Here is a 17,146-nt window from a genome sequence, read left to right as displayed (position 1 = left end):
GCGGATTATTACTCATTCAAGGCGCCACAGTGCGGACAAATGCCTTTCGACCTCATCTTGGCACCACAGGCTCCACAGGCGTAGGGATAGCTGTTGGCCTTACGCAAGCGCCGGACGCACCACACGGAATAGGCGATGAAGGCCAGATAGGCCAGATAAATCCACAGATACGTAAAGAATATATACAGAAAAATACAGCAGGAAGCCAGCCCCAGCAGATAGAAAAAGGCCACTTCCATCGTGGTCTGGTGAAACAAGTCGTCCAGCAAGGCCACTCCTACCAACAAAATAAAGAATACACAAAGCACGAACAGCCCCAAAACGAAAGGCAGGTCGAAGGGATTCAGCGAAGGGTCATAATAATACCGCTCCCAGGTTTCCGGCACGAAATGCTGCACACTGTTATACAATGTGGCCGCCGCGGCCATCAACCACGACAGGGTAATGGGAAACACACTGTCGATGTCGTTCAGCCAGATGAGCTTAATCTGCTTGCGTCGCAAGGCACGGTACACGAAGCAAAGAAAAAACACCGCCAATACTAAAAAGAACGGCAGGGCATGAGAGTTACTGAACAGATGAATACAACGGGAGATAGGGTCGACGGGGACGATGTGCGACAGCAACTGGTGTTCCGGAACCCATCCGATGGTTTCCTGGTCACGGGCCACTTTCACCCACACCGAGTCGCCTTCCATTTCTTTACGGGCGGTAATTTCGGCTACTACCAGTTCATCTCCTTCCCTTACCGGAATGGAATCGAGCAACGGGAGCTGATGAAGCCAGAGCGTGTCGGCCGTGACCCGGAAATTACTGTTCAAGGCATACGGACGTTCACTGACTACCGCCGCCACCGAATCGGTCGTATTTCCGTCTCCCCTGGAAGACAAGGAGGTACGGTAATGGCAGGCCGTCACGCACAACAGCAAGCAAATCACCCCTAGAATATATCCCACGTGTTTCATTCTGATTTCCGATTATCCAATGACACTTTCATCTGACAGACTTTACAGTCGAAATCCAGGCGGAATCGCCGTCCGTCCGTGCTTACCAGATAGTAAGGTTCCTTGTAGGGCGATTTCACCTTATGATGTACCGGACACCAGCCCATGCTGTAGCGCAGGCAATGCTTGCAGAACATCAGCACGGCATCGGTCCGTGGTGCTTTCTCAAAAGCTGGCTCGATGCGCTTCACTCCGTGGTCGTGATAAAAGGCCTGTGCCTTCGTATTCATCACATTGCCCAGGTAGGTCAAGTCGCCCACGATAAACGCATGTGTGGTTTTCGGGAAACGTACCCTTTCCTGCGGATAGTTGATGCGGCGGGCTTCCAGCAGCTTTTCCACCGCATTCCGGCGCAAATCGGCCAAGGCAGAAGAGGGTACGAACCAGTCTGCCGACAAGGAGATGTCCAGTTTCTCCAGCTCAAACGGGGTGTTGCCCAGCTTGCCCAACTGGTTCTTCAGGTTTTCGGCCTGAGGGGTACGTGCCAGCGTCTTTTCTGCCGGCAGCGTCACGCTGACGCAGTTATCGTCTTCGTCGGTCAAGGTCAGGGTAAACCCGAAGTTGTTCTCTTCGAACAGCATGGATACGGCCATCTTCCGTTCGGCCGACTTTTTCTGCATCACCCGCTCAAACTCCTGGTCGAAGTTGCGGTAGATTTTGGTCTTCGGACGCAGACGGGGCATCTCCTGCGGATAGAGTTTGTTGTTCTCCACCCGGTTTACCCGGAAACCGTGCAGCTTGCCTTGCTCATCCAAATAGCAGAGTCCGTCACCATTGCTGAAAGGTTTCACTCCGGCCACCGTGAAATAGTTGCCGCGCACTTCTTTCACCACGCCCATCTCCTCGCCCAACGACTTCGGGGTATGGAAAGAGAAAATATCCGGCGTACGCCCGTGCAGGAAGTAATCGGTAAATCCCCGGCTGAAACTCTTGTCCAGCTGCGGACGGAAAGCCAGACGGACCGTACCGGACGAAGCCCGCACGTATTCTTTCCGGCGCTTCAGAATGGCATCCAGTTTCTGGCGGTAATAGGCGGTCACATTCTTCACGTAGGCCACGTCCTTCAAGCGTCCCTCAATCTTCAACGAAGAAGCGCCCGCATCCAGCAAGGCTTCCAGGTTATCGCTCTGGTTCATGTCTTTCAGTGACAGCAGGTGCTTGCCGCGGGCAATCGTTTTCCCGTCCGCATCCACCATGTCGAAACTCAGGCGGCAGAACTGCGCACACTCTCCGCGGTTGGCACTGCGTCCGAAACATGCCTGACTCACGTAGCACTGTCCGCTGTAGCTCACGCACAAAGCGCCGTGCACGAATACCTCCAGCGGCGTATCCGGACAGGCAGCATGAATCTTCGCAATCTCGTCCAGCGTCAGCTCACGGGCCAATACCACTTGACGGAAACCGGCCTCGGCCAGAAATTTCACTTTCTGCGGCGTACGGTTGTCCATCTGCGTACTGGCATGCAGCGGAATCGGGGGCAGATTCAGGCGGGTGATTCCCATGTCCTGTACGATGAGGGCATCCACCCCCACCCGGTACAAATCCCAAATCATTTTCTCGGTATCTGCCAGTTCCTCTTCCTTCAGGATGGTATTGACAGTCACGTAGATGCGTACGCGATACAAATGGGCATAACGCACCAGGGCCTCAATGTCTTCCAATGAGTTGCCTGCAGCGGCACGTGCGCCGAAACGCGGGGCACCGATGTACACCGCATCGGCCCCATGGTTGATGGCTTCTATGCCACACTCCAGGTTCTTGGCCGGAGCAAGCAGTTCGATAGGACGTTGTCTGATCATTCTTATTTTATCTGATTGATATCGTAAGGAGTTTCTTGGTATACATAATAGTTCATCCAATTGGAGAACAACAGGTTGGCCGTACTTCTCCAGCGCACCAGCGGTCCTTTTTCCGGATCGTTGTCGCGGTAGTAATTGCGCGGCATTTCAATGGGCAGGCCTTTGCCCAGGTCACGGCGGTATTCCGTATCCAACGTATAAGGAGAATATTCCGAATGGCCGGTCACGAAAAATTCACGTCCGCCACGGGCCATCACGATGTGTACGCCCGACTCGGGTGACTCGGAAATAATCTGCAAATCCTTGCATTTTTCAATGTCTTCCCGACGGACTTCGGTGTGACGGCTATGAGGCACATAGAACACGTCGTCAAAGCCACGGAAAATGGGCAGGTGCTCAAAGCCTTTACAGATATGGTGTTCAAAGATGCCGAACATTTTCTTGTCCAACGGATACTTCGGAATGCCGTAATGGTAATACAAACCGGCCTGTGCCGCCCAGCAGATATAGAACGTGGAAGTGACATGGGTACGGGTCCAGTCAAAGATCTCTGTCACCTCATCCCAGTAGTTGACATCCTCAAAATCCAAATGTTCCACCGGAGCGCCGGTAATGATCATTCCGTCGAACTTTTCGTTTCTCATCAGTTCAAAATCACGGTAGAATGCTTTCATGTGCTCCACCGGCGTATTCTTTGAAGTATGGCTTTTCAGCTTCATCAGGCTCACCTCAATCTGAAGAGGAGAGTTGGACAGCAAACGAATCAAGTCGGTTTCTGTCGTTATCTTAAGTGGCATAAGGTTGAGGACGACAATCTTCAACGGACGGATGTCCTGCGAGCTGGCCCGCGAATTGTCAATCACGAAAATATTCTCTTGCTTCAACAACTCGATTGCAGGCAGTTTATCGGGTAAATTTAATGGCATATGGCTGTGTTTCTATTTATTTTCTATCAAAGGGCAAAGTTAATAATTCAGCACGGATTACGGGGAACGGCTGTCCATCTTTTTTGTCCTTATCATTTTTTAAACACGCCGACATACTCCGTCCGCTCATTCTCCCCCGTTTCCGACGGCCTTCTGCAAAAAATCCGCAAACGCCAGCGCCGACTTTTTCCGGTAGTTTCCCTGTGCCCAGAACAGGCATCCTTCGGAGGCCAACGCATCTGCACACAAGATGGGAATCTGCACCAAATCTTCTTCTCCGCGCACAGCCGCTTGAGTCAGAATCGTAGCCCAATAGCCTTCCCGCAAGGTATGGATAATGGTATGCACATCGTTCATTTCTACCCCCACCGTCAGTTCCAAGTGCTGGGTACGGCACAATTCATCCACCTTCTTCCGGGTGGCAAAGCCCTGTCCCGGCAACACCAGCGGAGTCTCGCACAGCCGTTTCAGTGTAATGGAAGAAAGTCCGGACAACGGATGCGAACGGTGCACAATGAAATTCAGGCGGGAAGAGAACAAAGGTAAGGTTTCAAACCCTTCCGAGGTGCCTTCGGGCTTGAAAGACAACACAAAATCCAGGTGATTGGCTTCCAGCCGCTCCAACAATTCTTCCGAGGTGGCAAAACTGATATCGACCTTCACCTTCGGATAGGTTTTCGTGAACCGACCCAGCGCCGCAATCAGCAGGGGACTCATGCTATAAGTCACTCCGATGTGAAGTACTCCGGTCTCTATCCCTTTCAAATCACGGATAATCTGTTTCCCGTCTTCCGCATCGTAAAGGGCCTTGGTGGCATAAGGCAAAAAAGCCAATCCGGCCTCCGTAGGAACCACCCGCTTCCCGATGCGGTCGAAAAGCAACACATCCAGTTCTTCCTCCAACTGCTTGATTTGTTGGGAAAGCGTACTTTGAGAGATAAACAACACACGTGCCGCCTCCGAAAAATTCTGCAATTCGCAAGCCGCTTTAAAATATTTCAACTGACGGAGTTCCATTTCTTATCGTTTCTGCCTATGAATGTTATCGGAAAAATGAGTGCTACAAATATAGACAATATTTGGCTCGCATTTAACTTTGTCAAAAAATAAACGTAAAAAGATGAAAAAGATTCTCAGTGCAATGTTTGTTTGCTTGTCGATAAGCTTGTCGGCACAAACCGTAAAAGGAGTAGTAAACGAAGGACTTCGTTATTGTGAAAGTACCTATCCGTATCAGGAAGGTATCCTGGTGGCCAACTTCGGTACCGCCGAACTGAATCCGCTGAACACGGAAGGAAAAGGATACATCGCATTCTATAAAAACGGAAAGACCCAGGTAATGGTTCCGGCCGACGGCAATTTATCGGCTCCCAAAGGAATGTTCATCCGTCAGGACTACCTGTATGTATGCGATGTGAATAAAATCGTAGTATATCACCTGACCGACAAGGCGGAAAAGCCGAAAGTCATTTCCCTGCCCGAAGGCAACCTGTTTGTCAACGACCTGGCAGCCGACGGAAACTACCTGTATGCGTCAGTGACCAACACCGACCGTATTTTCCGCCTGGATATCAGCAATCCGGCCCAGCCGGGACAGCCCGAAGAGTGGCTGCAAATCAGCGGACCGAACGGACTGCTCGTACGTGACGGAATGATGTATGTGGCTTCTTATCCGGCCGACGGAGTGACCAAGGAAGCCAATGTGATTTACCGCATCGACAACCTGAAGCAGCCCGTAGCCCGCAAACTGACGGAAGTGACCGGACAATACGACGGCATCGCTTTCTCTTCCGACGGGAAATCGCTGATTGTCACCAACTGGACACCGGCCCAGCTGAGCCGTATCGACCTGGCCAGCGGAAAGATGTCTCCTCTGCCCTTGAAACTGGAACAGCCGCTGATTGGCCCGGCCGACATTACCGTAAAAGACGGTTTCATCTACATTCCCGACCTGCCCAACAGCCGGGTGGTGGTGGTTAAGGAATCTTGTTGCTGCAAATCCCATGAAGGCAACTGTGGTATTATAGCCACAAAGGAAAGACAGCCTTTTTCGCCAGAGAGATTGCAATGTATCTCTGGTCGAAAGGGCTGGATGTCAGCCTGTGCGCGATTTCCGATTTCGACCCTCAGAAACTGGCAGAAACGGATTTCCTGCTGTCGGGATGCTGGACCTGCGGTTATTTCGTCGTCGGACAGCACCCGCACCGGCAATGGAAAGCCTGCAGCCGACGAATGGCAGGAGAAGTGCCTCCTCATCGCACGCTGCTTTTTACCACCTATAAATTCAGGACGGGAAGCATGCTCCGGAACATGAAGAAAACTTTACGTATTTTCCGGAAAGCCTCCGTACCTTTCCTACAATCCAAGAACGGCTTGCTGAGCGACACGGACAAACTAATACTAGACCAATTTATCACCTTGTAACTTCTTCTTAATCTATTCTCAAATCACAAATGTAATGCTTATGAAAAAAAAGAAACTTACCACTGGCTCAGGCGCACCCGTAGCCGACAACCAGAATGTGGCTACCGCAGGACGAAGAGGTCCGATGCTTTTACAAGATGTGTGGTTTCTCGAAAAACTGGCACATTTTGACCGCGAAGTGATTCCCGAACGGCGCATGCACGCCAAAGGCTCGGGAGCGTTTGGAAAATTTACGGTCACGCACGATATCACGGCCTACACCAAGGCAGCCATCTTCTCACAGGTGGGAAAAGAAACGGAACTGTTTGTCCGCTTTTCTACGGTGGCCGGTGAACGTGGGGCGGCGGATGCGGAACGTGACATCCGTGGCTTCGCCATCAAATTCTATACCGAAGAAGGAAACTGGGACTTGGTGGGCAACAACACGCCAGTGTTCTTCCTGCGCGACCCGCTGAAATTCCCCGACTTGAACCACGCGGTGAAACGGGACCCGCGTACGAACATGCGCAGCCCGCGCAACAACTGGGACTTTTGGACTTCACTGCCCGAAGCCCTGCACCAGGTGACCATCACCATGAGCGACCGCGGCATTCCGGCTTCGTACCGCCACATGTACGGCTATGGCAGCCATACGTTCTCCCTGATCAATGCGGAAGGAAAACGTACGTGGGTCAAATTCCACCTGCACACCCAGCAGGGCATCCGTAACCTGACCGATGCGGAAGCGGAAGCGATTATCGCAAAAGACCGGGAAAGTCACCAGCGCGACCTCTACGAAAGCATTGAAAAAGGCGACTTCCCGAAATGGACGATGTACATCCAGCTGATGACGGAAGAACAGGCCAAAGCGTGTCCGTTCAACCCGTTCGACCTGACCAAAGTCTGGTCGCAAAAGGAATATCCGCTGATAGAGGTGGGCGTGCTCGAACTGAACCGAAACCCGGAGAATTATTTTGCCGACGTGGAACAGGCGGCTTTCAATCCGGCCAACGTGGTGCCGGGTATCAGCTTCTCGCCCGACCGCATGCTGCAGGGCCGTCTCTTCTCTTACGGCGATACGCAGCGTTACCGTCTGGGGGTTAACCACCACCAGATTCCGGTGAACCGGAGCCGTTGTCCTTTCCTGAACATGTATCACCGCGACGGACAGATGCGCGTGGACGGCAACCACGGTTCAACCTTGGGCTATGAACCCAACAGCTACGGAGAATGGCAACAGCAGGGCGAATACAAGGAACCGCCTCTGGAACTGGATGGTGCGGCTTATCAGTGGGATTACCGGGAAGATGACGCGGACTACTATTCTCAGCCTCGTGCCCTGTTCCGCCTGATGACGCCTGCCCAGCAGCAGGTGCTCTTTGAGAATACGGCCAGAGCCATGGGAGACATTCCGGAAGAAATCAAGCTCCGCCACATCCGGAACTGCATGCAGGCAGATGAAAACTACGGTAAGGGAGTGGCTCAGGCCCTTCACATTCCGCTGGACAGAATTTAAGGGATTTCCCGGCTGTTTCAGAGAAAGGCCAGCCGCTTTTCCCTGAAACACTGGAGTCTTTTTTACGTTTCCCTCGGGAAAAACGTACGTTTCCCACCGCGGAAACGTATGTTTCTCGGGTGGAAAACCTACGTTTCGGCCACGGGAAACGTAGAAAACATCGAAAAAAAACCGCCTCTTCGCAGGGGCGGTTTTACTTTTTATTACAGCTGATTTACAGACGGTTCTTATAGATATCGGCCATGAGCTTCTGGTACTGGTTCTCCAACGTCATGTAGCTTTGCAGGTTGCCATATACGTTGTCGGCCTCCACATAAAAGTCGATGATGGACAACTGGCCAGCCGTCACGGCATCGTAAAGCAAACGGAGGGACTGATGCATCAAAGGTACATCGTAGGCCTGCATCGCCTCACGCAACTGCTGCATCTCGTTGAACTGGCTCTGCACCTTGGCTTCCACCTGCAGGCGGGCATTGTCGCGCTGCAAGTTCGCACTCAACGCCTTGGCCTTGGCAATTTTCAGTTTCTTACGGTTGGAAAACAAAGGAAAACTGCCTCCTACCAAAAAACCGTTGCTCTTCTCTCCCACCGAGGTATTCCGTCGGTAGCCCACTTCCAGTTTCGGCAACCAGTTCTGCTTGTTTACCTTCACTTCTTCCGAAGCGGCCTGAACTGTTGCCTCAGCCACCTGCAGATCGGCATCCGACTGCATCACTTCGTTATACAACGTCTGATAATCCCGGATAGCCTCTACCTTGGGATAATCCGTTTCCGCAAAATCCAAAGGCATATTACCATTCATGGCCAGCAACTGCTGCAATGCCGTACGGTGTGCGGCATTGTTCTGAGCCACTTCGGTCTGCACCTTCATGCGTTCCATCTTGATTTTATTCACTTCCAGGGCATTGGCATCCCCCTCTTTCAGGCGTTTCTCGAACAACTGCAACAAGGCATCGGCGTTCTTCATCCGCTCGGCCAGCAACTGCTGTTCCTGATTCAGCCGAATCAAGTCCAGACACAGGTTCTTGGCTTGCAGCAGAATGTCGCGACGGAGCACCTGCTGCTGACGGTCCAACACGTTTTTCTGCGATTTTCCGGAACGGTTGCGTGCCGCATACAGCGTGGGGAAATCAAATCCCTGCGTCACCACCAGTTCCGAACTGGCCATGCCGTCCACGTTGCTTGCATAAAACGGACTGTATTCCACACTGGGGTCTTCCAGGTTATTCCGTGTCTGCACTTCCATCTTAGCCGCCTCCATGCTGTGCGCACTGGCCTGAAGTGCCTTGTTGTGCTGCTCCACGGATTGCAGCACCTCTTCTATTTTCTGCGCCTGCAGCCCGCCGGAAAAAGCCAGGCCTGCCAGCAATATCCATCCAAATTTTTTCATGCTTCTGTTCTTTTAGTCGTTTTCTTCCGGTTCATTAACTCATACACAATAGGAATGACAAAGGCATTCAGGAAAGTGGAGGTCAGCAATCCTCCCAAAATGACCTTGGCCATCGGACTCTGAATTTCATTGCCTGGCAAATCGCCGCGCAAGGCCAGCGGAATCAGGGCCAGGGCAGACGAAAGGGCGGTCATCAGAATCGGGTTCAGACGGTCGAGCGAACCGTGTACGATACTTTCGCGCACATCCAGATGCTGCTCTTCACGCAACAGGTTGTAGTGGGTGACCAGCAACATACCGTTTCGGGTGGCAATACCGAACAAGGAGATAAATCCGATGATGGCCGGAATACTGACTTCACCCGTAGTGAACAGCAAGGCAAACACACCGCCAATCAAGGCCAGCGGCAGGTTCAACAAGATCACTCCGCTCTCGGCGGCATCGTGGAACTGCATGTACAGCAACAGGAAGATAACCACAATACTCATCAGAGAAGTCAGCAGCAAAGTACGGCTGGCGGCTTGTTCGCTTTCAAACTGTCCGCCGTATTCAATGTGATAACCTTCTGGCAACGTAATCTTCTCGTCCACCCGACGCTGGATATCATTCACCACGCTACGCAGGTCACGTCCGCTGGTATTGGCTGAAATCACGATTTTCCGTTTCACGTTTTCCCGGTTGATGGTGTTCGGTCCCATGGAAGACACCACATCGGCCACGTACGACAACGGAATCTTCCGCCCCTGCGCATCGTCAATCATCAGGTCTTTCACACGGTCCATCTCGCCCCGGTCGGCCTCATCCGCACGCACCACCAGGTTGAAGGTCTTTCCCTTTTCATACACCTGCGACACAACCTCGCCGGCCATATTCACCTGCACGAACTCACTGAACTGCGGCAACGAGATGCCATACTTGGCCAGCATCTCCCGCTTGGGTACAATCTTCAGTTCCGGACGTTCAATCTGCTGCTCCACGTTCAGGTCGGCCACGCCTTCCACATCACTGATGGCCGCCTTTATCTGATTGCCCAAGGCAAACATCCGGTTCAAGTCATCCCCGAACAGCTTGATAGCAATGCTGGCCTGCGTACCACTCAACATGGCATCGATACGGTGGCTGATGGGCTGTCCGATTTCAATGTTGGCCCCCGTGATGACCGACAGTTTCTGACGGACATCCGCCAACAGTTCGGCATGCGAACGGTCTTTCAATTCAAAAGGCGCTTCTATTTCCGACACGTTCACGCCCAGCGCATGCTCATCCAGTTCCGCACGTCCCGTCTTGCGGGCCACGGTCTGTATCTCCGGAATGGAGAGCAGAATTTCCTCGGCCTGACGCCCAATCTTGTCGGACTCTTCCAAGGAAATACCCGGCAGGGAGCTGACGTTGATGGTAAACGAGCCTTCGTTGAACGACGGCAGGAAGCTGTGGCCCAACGTAAAGAAGGTACCCAAAGCTACCACGAACACGGCAATGGTGGTTCCCAACACCGTTTTTTTGTGCTCCAGCGACCAAAGCAAGGCCCGTTCATAATATTTCTTCAGCCATACCGCCAAGAAGGCTTCTTTCGGCAGGCCGTCTCCTTTTGTTTTTCCGCCCAGCAGGTAACTGCACAACACCGGGGTCAAGGTCAGTGCCACCACGGTGGAAGCAAACAAAGACACGATGAAGGCAATGCCCAGCGGCACCAGCATACGACCTTCCATCCCGGTCAGGAAGAAAAGCGGAATAAAGCTCACAATGATAATCAGCGTGGAGTTCAGAATCGGCATACGTACCTCACGCGAAGCATTGAACACCACCTCACGTACCGGCTTGCGTTCTTCCGGAGGGAGCATCTTGTTTTCCCGCAGGTGCTTCCACACGTTTTCCACGTCGACAATGGCATCGTCCACCAGCGAACCGATGGCAATGGCCATACCTCCCAAACTCATGGTATTGATGCTCAGTCCCATGTAGTGCAATACCAGAATGGCTACTACCAGGGAAAGAGGAAGGGTAATCAACGAAATAATCGTCGTACGCGTATTGGCCAGGAACAGGAAAAGCACGATGACCACAAAGATGGCGCCTTCATACAGCGATTCCTGTACGTTGCTGATGGAGCTTTCAATGAAGCGCGACTGGCGGAACACATCGGTAGAGATTTTCACATCCTTCGGCAGGTTCTTCTGCAAATCGGCCAATGCCTTCTCCAATTGTTCCGTCAAGGCAATCGTACCCGTGTTGGGCTGCTTGGTTACCGTAAGCAGTACGGCTGGTTTTCCTTTTTCGGAAGCCACTCCCAATTTGGGCTGCTGTGAACCGATACGCACATCGGCCACGTCTTCCAAGGTCACCGGCGTTCCCTCTGCCGTAGTCTTGATGACCGCTCGTCCCAGCTTATGCACATCGTCCGTGGAAAGCACTCCCCGCACGATGTACTCGTTGCCATATTCATAGATGACACCTCCGTTGGTATTCTGGTTCATGTTGCGCGATACGGCCATCACCTCTCCCAGAGTCACCCCATAATGACGCATCCGGTCGGGATGAATCAGAATCTGGTATTCCTTGATGTCTCCACCCAATACGGCGACCTGTGCCACGCCTCCGGTGGACAACAGACGCGGACGGATGGTCCAGTCGGCCAGCGTACGCAAATCCTGCATGGAAGTAGAATCGGCCGTCAAGCCCACAATCAGCAATTCGCCCAAGATGGACGACTGCGGTCCCAGCGTGGGCTTCCCCACGTTGTCTGGCAACGACTCGCCCACTGCGGCCAGCTTTTCAGACACAATCTGACGGGCCAGATAGATATCGGTATTCCATTCAAACTCGACCCAAACCACTGAAAAGCCCGTGGTGGACGAAGAACGTACCCGTCGTACATTGGTCGCTCCGTTCACGGCCGTCTCGATAGGGAAAGTCACTAATTGCTCCACTTCCTCGGCCGCCATACCGTTGGCTTCGGTCATCACTACCACCGTCGGGGCATTCAGGTCGGGAAACACATCCACCTCTGTATGGAAGGCCGTATAAGTACCTCCTATCAGCAACAGCACCGCCGCCACCAATATCAACAGACGATTCTGTAAGGAAAATCGTATAATCTTGTTCAGCATAGCCCCTCCGCTTTAATGGTTATGTGTATGCGCCGGGATGGCATTGGAAGCCGAGGCCAGTTTGACATGAATTGCTCCCCGAGTCACTACCGTATCCCCGTCTTTTATGCCGGAAAGAATCTCTACCCGGCTGCCATCGGAAGCGCCTAATTTGACTTCCTGCTTTTTATAGCACTCCTCGTCCAACTTCAAGTAGACGAAATACACGCCCTGTTCCTCGGTCAAGGCCGATACCGGAAGGCTCAATACGCCGTTCCGTTCGCCCGACAAGAGATACACCTCCACGAAAGAACCGGGAACCATGTCGCCCCGATTGTCGAACTCAAAAGTCACTGGTACGTAATAAGAAGTATCTCCTGAGGATTTACCGAAAGAAAGCAATTTGCCTCCCAAATTCTCAAGGCTATAGACCTTATTATTATAAGGAGTCTGGAAATTGGCAGAAGTCACTTGGGAAAGCTGTGCATAATAGCGTTCGGACACTTCCGCCTTCAGCACCAACCGACGGGTTTGTGTCACCGTCATCAACGGCTGGCCCACCGTCACATAATCGCCTTCCTTTACCAGACAAGTCTTGATAAAACCACCGATAGGCGACTTGACAGACACTCCCTTGCCCGATTGGCTCGGCTTCAACGCTTCGTAAGTGAGACGGGCATTCTCATAGGCTTCACGCAAAGCGGCAAAATCCTTTTGCGACACAATCTGACTGCTCACCAGTTTCTGGGCCCGCTCGTATTCTTCTTTGGCCTTCTCATAAGCCACCTTGGCCTTCTGCACAGGGTCGCCATCCTGGATATGGGCGGCCGACACACTCAGCAATTCTGTTCCCTTGCCGACTTGCATTCCCTCGGCTACTTTCCGGGAAAAAGAAACCACTCCCGAAGAAGCGGCTACTACGGTAGCTTCTTCTCCCTGAGCCGCCAGAATCTGTCCACTGGTATGAATCACATTGCGAAAAGTTCCCGCATGTACAGCTTCAGCCTCCACACCTGCCGCCTTTGCCTTTTCAGGAGTCAAGATAATCTCATCGGAATGGCCGGCTTTTTCTCCGGCATGCATTTCTTCTTCATGGTGGTGTCCCTCTTCACCATGTTCATGGGCATGTTCTCCACATGCGCCTAATAGGAACATACACAATGTCCCTGTCAGAATATAGTTTTTCATTGAATTACGGTGTTTTTAATTTTGCTGCAAAAATAACGTCTGTACCCTGCAAGCTGGTTGCAAAGTACACTTCTCACTCTCTATTCCCTACAATAGGGTTGTTTTATGCAGCAAAGGGAGGGGCACGAAAATTCCGCACGGCCGAGAAACTCCGGGCATGCAGTTTTTCTATATAATAGGAAGTCAACTCCGTGGATTCCATAGAGACAGGCGCCTCCAACCCCACGGATGACAGATAAATCAGGGTATAATACGCATAATCGGGTGTAAAATCCGGAGAATGGTGCGGAGTGGAAAAAGAAAAATGAGTGACACAACTAATATCGCAGGTATGCTTGTCGGCATCACCGGGGGCATGCCGTTCCTCGCCTTCCGCATGGGGATGCACAGACGCACAGGTTTCCATGTCCGGATGGATACAGAACGCTTCGTTGTGATGGTGATGGGGAAAAACGCCTACTACCAGCACCCACAGACTGACAAGCAACAAGCAATATGCATTTACACGATGTTTCATTCCCTTTCTCTAACGGGCGCAAAGGTAAAAAGAAATCCAGAAAAAAACAACATTTTGTATGCAGACTGACATTTACATCGTTTTCGCACCAACGTATCGGAAAAACTTTTTTAAAGGAGCGACCGTACATCCTTACTATAAAATAGATTACCTTTGCGAGCAAAAAGAAAGGTGAATATGAAATTGGGGCGTATATTCCTGTTCGTTTGTCTGTTGCCAGCCCTTCCAATGACAATTTATGCACAAGGGCCCGACCAGAGACCCATCCCTTCTCTTCCAGAAGAAGAAATAGAAGGAACACCTGCCTATATAGCCCTCAGCCACATCGAGGTGGCCGACAGTTTGCTGGAACCCAATGTGTTGATTTTTTGCGGACAACAGGTAAACTTGGACCCTTCCGACCGCAAACGGAAACTGAGAAGGGAACTGGCTTCTCTGTCTCGCTATTCACAATCCCTACAACAAAAAGCTGCTTATTTTTTCCCCCTGGTAGAACCCATTCTGGAGGAACATCAAATACCTGACGATTTCAAGTACCTGATGGTGATTGAAAGTGGTATGAACCCGGAAGCCCGTTCTCCTGTCGGTGCCCTCGGCTTATGGCAATTCATGAAAGAAACGGCCAAAGAATATGGGTTACGGGTAGAAAGGAAAATAGACGAACGACTGGATGTGGAAAAATCAACCCATGCCGCCTGCCGCTACCTGCGTACCGCCTACGACAAGTTTCACGACTGGGTGGCCGTGGCACAATCGTACAACATCGGACAAGCCCGCATAAGAACGGAACTGAAAGAACAGAAAGTGGAAGAAGCCATCGACCTGCAACTGGTGGAAGAAACCAACCGCTATATCTACCGCTTACTGGCCATCAAAATTTTATTTACCCATCCGGAGAATTTCGGTATCACCGCCGTACCCGACTACTACAAGAAAATACGAAGAAGATAGAAACAAAAACGCCATGAAGCCCGCTCCCACAGGAGCCTTCTTCATGGCATTTTTTTATTTCACTGACTGAAATTACTTCACTTTCAGGCTGTAGTTTTCAATTCCTTTCGGATGAATCACCTTTTCCAACTTCAAATCGAAAATCAGCATGGAGTTAGCTGGAATGGAAGACTGAGAGGATTCTCCATAAGCCAAATCTGCCGGAATATACAATTCCACCCGCTGACCTTCTTTCATGTGCTGCAAAGCAGTCATCCAACCCACAATTAACCCATCAACCAATTGTCCATCTGTCCGTTTGGTCTGCATCGCCAGATGGCTAGGTACATGGATTTCTTCATCCAAATCTCCCGTATAATTTTGGTCGAATACGGTTCCGTTAATCAGCTTGCCACGATAATACACACTGACACTATCCGTAAACAAAGGAGTAATTCCTGTGCCCGGCTCCAGAATCTTCATATATACCGAATCATTGGCATTGGCCGGAGTTTCAAAGGGGTTGGTCACTACAGAACTTCCTCCTCCCAGTCCTGGAGTTGTACTTCCATCCGCAATCTTATAATTACGATAGATTTCCCATTCACCTGGATGCGTACGAGCTACGTCCGCAATGGAATCCAAATAACGGTCATTACGAACTTCCCAATTCGCATAAGGATCTTCCACAGTGGTATCTTCCGCACACGATGTAAATCCGAAAGAAAGGGCAAACGACAAGGCTATCAGCCAAAACAGGTTCTTGTTCATGTAAAGTTTAATTTGTGATTACAGGGTTTTCAGCAAGCTGGTGATGCTGACTTTGTCTGCAATGATATTATTCAAATCTGCAATGGCCACACGTACCTGTTCCATGGTGTCACGGTTACGCAGTGTCACGCAGTTGTCTTCCAAGGTCTGATGGTCGACCGTCACACAATACGGGGTACCGATGGCATCCTGACGGCGGTAACGCTTTCCGATAGAATCTTTTTCATCGTACTGGCAGTTGAAATGGAATTTCAGGTCATCGATAATTTCACGAGCTTTTTCAGGCAGACCGTCTTTCTTGACCAACGGCATGACAGCCAGTTTCACCGGTGCCAACGCTGCAGGCAATTTCAATACGACACGAGTTTCGCCGTTTTCCAGCTTTTCTTCGTGATAAGCGGCACTCATCACACTCAGGAACATACGGTCTACACCGATAGAAGTTTCGATGACATACGGAGTATAGCTTTCGTTGATTTCCGGATCGAAATACTTGATGCTCTTGCCAGAGAATTTTTCATGCTGGCTCAAGTCGAAGTTGGTACGAGAGTGGATACCTTCCACTTCCTTGAAACCGAACGGCATCAGGAATTCAATATCAGTAGCTGCATTGGCATAGTGAGCCAGTTTTTCGTGGTCATGGAAACGATAGTGGTCATCGCCGAAGCCCAGTGCCTTGTGCCATTTCAAACGGATTTCTTTCCATTTCTTGAACCATTCGAGTTCAGTACCCGGTTTTACGAAGAACTGCATTTCCATCTGTTCAAATTCACGCATACGGAAAATGAACTGACGGGCTACGATTTCGTTACGGAAAGCCTTACCAATCTGTGCAATACCGAACGGAATCTTCATACGTCCTGTCTTCTGTACGTTCAGGTAGTTGACGAAAATACCCTGAGCGGTTTCCGGACGAAGATATACCTTCATGGCACCATCGGCAGTAGAACCCATTTCAGTAGTAAACATCAGGTTGAACTGACGAACTTCTGTCCAGTTCTTTGTACCAGAAATCGGACATACAATGTCTTCATCCAAAATAATCTGACGCAATTCAGCCAGGTCGTTGGCATTCATTGCCTTGGAATAACGTTCGTGCAAGGCATCGCGTTTGGCCTGATGTTCCAATACACGCGGATTGGTGCTGCGGAATTCAGCTTCATTGAAAGCATCCCCGTATTTCTTGGCAGCCTTGGCTACTTCCTTGTTTATCTTTTCGTCGTATTTGGCAATCTGATCTTCAATCAATACATCGGCACGATAGCGCTTCTTGGAATCACGGTTGTCAATCAACGGGTCATTAAATGCGTCTACGTGACCAGAAGCCTTCCAAATAGTAGGGTGCATGAAGATTGCAGAATCGATACCTACAATGTTTTCATGAAGCAGCACCATGCTCTGCCACCAGTATTGTTTGATATTGTTTTTCAGTTCCACACCATTCTGACCGTAATCGTATACGGCACCCAGTCCATCATAAATTTCACTTGACGGAAATACAAAACCATATTCTTTACAGTGTGAAACAAGTTTCTTGAAAACGTCTTCTTGTGCCATTTTTCCTATTATTTTGATTTTTTCTACTTAAATATCTACTTAATAGGGCACAAAGATAC

Annotated in this window: 13 protein-coding genes; 3 read left to right on the top strand and 10 right to left on the bottom strand. The window is 50.8% G+C overall.

Features of this window, described 5'->3' with window-relative positions; all coding sequences use genetic code 11:
- Positions 1-8: 8 nt before the first annotated feature.
- The 4 genes from H6A28_RS11605 to H6A28_RS11590 form a co-directional block, all read right to left on the bottom strand.
- Positions 9-965 (bottom strand): hypothetical protein, encoded by a 957-nt coding sequence (locus H6A28_RS11605; RefSeq protein ID WP_204480440.1) that lies wholly within the window; start codon positions 963-965, stop codon positions 9-11.
- Positions 962-2,803 carry a peptidase U32 family protein gene (locus H6A28_RS11600; protein WP_204480438.1) on the bottom strand — a complete coding sequence of 614 codons (1,842 nt, stop codon included), beginning with the start codon at positions 2,801-2,803 and terminating at the stop codon, positions 962-964. The genes H6A28_RS11605 and H6A28_RS11600 overlap by 4 nt, the downstream gene beginning before the upstream one ends.
- A gap of 2 nt (positions 2,804-2,805) precedes the next feature.
- The gene (metA, locus tag H6A28_RS11595; RefSeq protein ID WP_204476405.1) at positions 2,806-3,729 is read right to left on the bottom strand and encodes a homoserine O-acetyltransferase MetA; all 924 of its coding nucleotides are present in this window, start codon (positions 3,727-3,729) and stop codon (positions 2,806-2,808) included.
- A gap of 126 nt (positions 3,730-3,855) precedes the next feature.
- Positions 3,856-4,746 (bottom strand): LysR substrate-binding domain-containing protein, encoded by an 891-nt coding sequence (locus H6A28_RS11590; RefSeq protein WP_204480436.1) that lies wholly within the window; start codon positions 4,744-4,746, stop codon positions 3,856-3,858.
- A 103-nt stretch (positions 4,747-4,849) separates the two neighbouring features.
- On the opposite strand from H6A28_RS11590, the gene H6A28_RS11585 reads away from it, so the two are divergent.
- Together H6A28_RS11585 and H6A28_RS11580 are read left to right on the top strand one after the other, a co-directional pair.
- Positions 4,850-6,043 (top strand): Vgb family protein, encoded by a 1,194-nt coding sequence (locus H6A28_RS11585; protein ID WP_204480434.1) that lies wholly within the window; start codon positions 4,850-4,852, stop codon positions 6,041-6,043.
- Between the two features lie 150 nt (positions 6,044-6,193).
- Complete coding sequence (locus H6A28_RS11580) at positions 6,194-7,648, top strand: catalase (protein WP_204480433.1); 1,455 nt, start codon at positions 6,194-6,196, stop codon at positions 7,646-7,648.
- 214 nt (positions 7,649-7,862) lie between these two features.
- Here the strand turns inward: H6A28_RS11580 and H6A28_RS11575 are convergent, their stop codons facing one another.
- The 4 genes from H6A28_RS11575 to H6A28_RS11560 form a co-directional block, all read right to left on the bottom strand.
- Positions 7,863-9,038 (bottom strand): TolC family protein, encoded by a 1,176-nt coding sequence (locus tag H6A28_RS11575; protein ID WP_204480431.1) that lies wholly within the window; start codon positions 9,036-9,038, stop codon positions 7,863-7,865.
- Positions 9,035-12,145: an efflux RND transporter permease subunit gene (locus H6A28_RS11570; protein WP_204480429.1), complete on the bottom strand. Its 3,111-nt coding sequence runs from the start codon at positions 12,143-12,145 to the stop codon at positions 9,035-9,037. The genes H6A28_RS11575 and H6A28_RS11570 overlap by 4 nt, the downstream gene beginning before the upstream one ends.
- Positions 12,146-12,157: 12 nt before the next feature.
- Positions 12,158-13,312 carry an efflux RND transporter periplasmic adaptor subunit gene (locus H6A28_RS11565; protein ID WP_204480428.1) on the bottom strand — a complete coding sequence of 385 codons (1,155 nt, stop codon included), beginning with the start codon at positions 13,310-13,312 and terminating at the stop codon, positions 12,158-12,160.
- 103 nt (positions 13,313-13,415) lie between these two features.
- Complete coding sequence (locus H6A28_RS11560; RefSeq protein ID WP_204476412.1) at positions 13,416-13,829, bottom strand: DUF6769 family protein; 414 nt, start codon at positions 13,827-13,829, stop codon at positions 13,416-13,418.
- Positions 13,830-14,006: 177 nt separating this feature from the next.
- Between H6A28_RS11560 and H6A28_RS11555 the strand changes: the two genes are divergently transcribed.
- Positions 14,007-14,780, top strand: a complete 774-nt coding sequence (locus H6A28_RS11555; protein ID WP_204480426.1) for a lytic transglycosylase domain-containing protein — start codon at positions 14,007-14,009, stop codon at positions 14,778-14,780.
- A 72-nt stretch (positions 14,781-14,852) separates the two neighbouring features.
- On the opposite strand, the gene H6A28_RS11550 is transcribed toward H6A28_RS11555, so the two are convergent.
- Together H6A28_RS11550 and H6A28_RS11545 are read right to left on the bottom strand one after the other, a co-directional pair.
- A complete protein-coding gene (locus H6A28_RS11550; protein WP_204480424.1) occupies positions 14,853-15,530 on the bottom strand; it encodes an FKBP-type peptidyl-prolyl cis-trans isomerase in 678 nt (225 codons plus the stop codon).
- A gap of 18 nt (positions 15,531-15,548) precedes the next feature.
- Positions 15,549-17,087, bottom strand: coding sequence for a glycine--tRNA ligase (locus H6A28_RS11545; protein WP_204480422.1), 1,539 nt, complete (start codon positions 17,085-17,087; stop codon positions 15,549-15,551).
- Positions 17,088-17,146: the final 59 nt, after the last annotated feature.

The organism is Bacteroides mediterraneensis (genome assembly GCF_016900355.1).
GTDB lineage: Bacteria > Bacteroidota > Bacteroidia > Bacteroidales > Bacteroidaceae > Phocaeicola.
The sequence above is the reverse complement of the archived record's forward strand: the minus strand, read 5'-3'. Positions and strand labels throughout refer to the sequence as shown.

Coding starts and splice junctions, on each gene's coding strand:
- H6A28_RS11605 (WP_204480440.1), bottom strand. CDS start 965: ATGAAACACGTGGGATATATTCTAGGGGTGATTTGCTTGCTGTTGTGC.
- H6A28_RS11600 (WP_204480438.1), bottom strand. CDS start 2,803: ATGATCAGACAACGTCCTATCGAACTGCTTGCTCCGGCCAAGAACCTG.
- metA (WP_204476405.1), bottom strand. CDS start 3,729: ATGCCATTAAATTTACCCGATAAACTGCCTGCAATCGAGTTGTTGAAG.
- H6A28_RS11590 (WP_204480436.1), bottom strand. CDS start 4,746: ATGGAACTCCGTCAGTTGAAATATTTTAAAGCGGCTTGCGAATTGCAG.
- H6A28_RS11585 (WP_204480434.1), top strand. CDS start 4,850: ATGAAAAAGATTCTCAGTGCAATGTTTGTTTGCTTGTCGATAAGCTTG.
- H6A28_RS11580 (WP_204480433.1), top strand. CDS start 6,194: ATGAAAAAAAAGAAACTTACCACTGGCTCAGGCGCACCCGTAGCCGAC.
- H6A28_RS11575 (WP_204480431.1), bottom strand. CDS start 9,038: ATGAAAAAATTTGGATGGATATTGCTGGCAGGCCTGGCTTTTTCCGGC.
- H6A28_RS11570 (WP_204480429.1), bottom strand. CDS start 12,145: ATGCTGAACAAGATTATACGATTTTCCTTACAGAATCGTCTGTTGATA.
- H6A28_RS11565 (WP_204480428.1), bottom strand. CDS start 13,312: ATGAAAAACTATATTCTGACAGGGACATTGTGTATGTTCCTATTAGGC.
- H6A28_RS11560 (WP_204476412.1), bottom strand. CDS start 13,829: ATGAAACATCGTGTAAATGCATATTGCTTGTTGCTTGTCAGTCTGTGG.
- H6A28_RS11555 (WP_204480426.1), top strand. CDS start 14,007: ATGAAATTGGGGCGTATATTCCTGTTCGTTTGTCTGTTGCCAGCCCTT.
- H6A28_RS11550 (WP_204480424.1), bottom strand. CDS start 15,530: ATGAACAAGAACCTGTTTTGGCTGATAGCCTTGTCGTTTGCCCTTTCT.
- H6A28_RS11545 (WP_204480422.1), bottom strand. CDS start 17,087: ATGGCACAAGAAGACGTTTTCAAGAAACTTGTTTCACACTGTAAAGAA.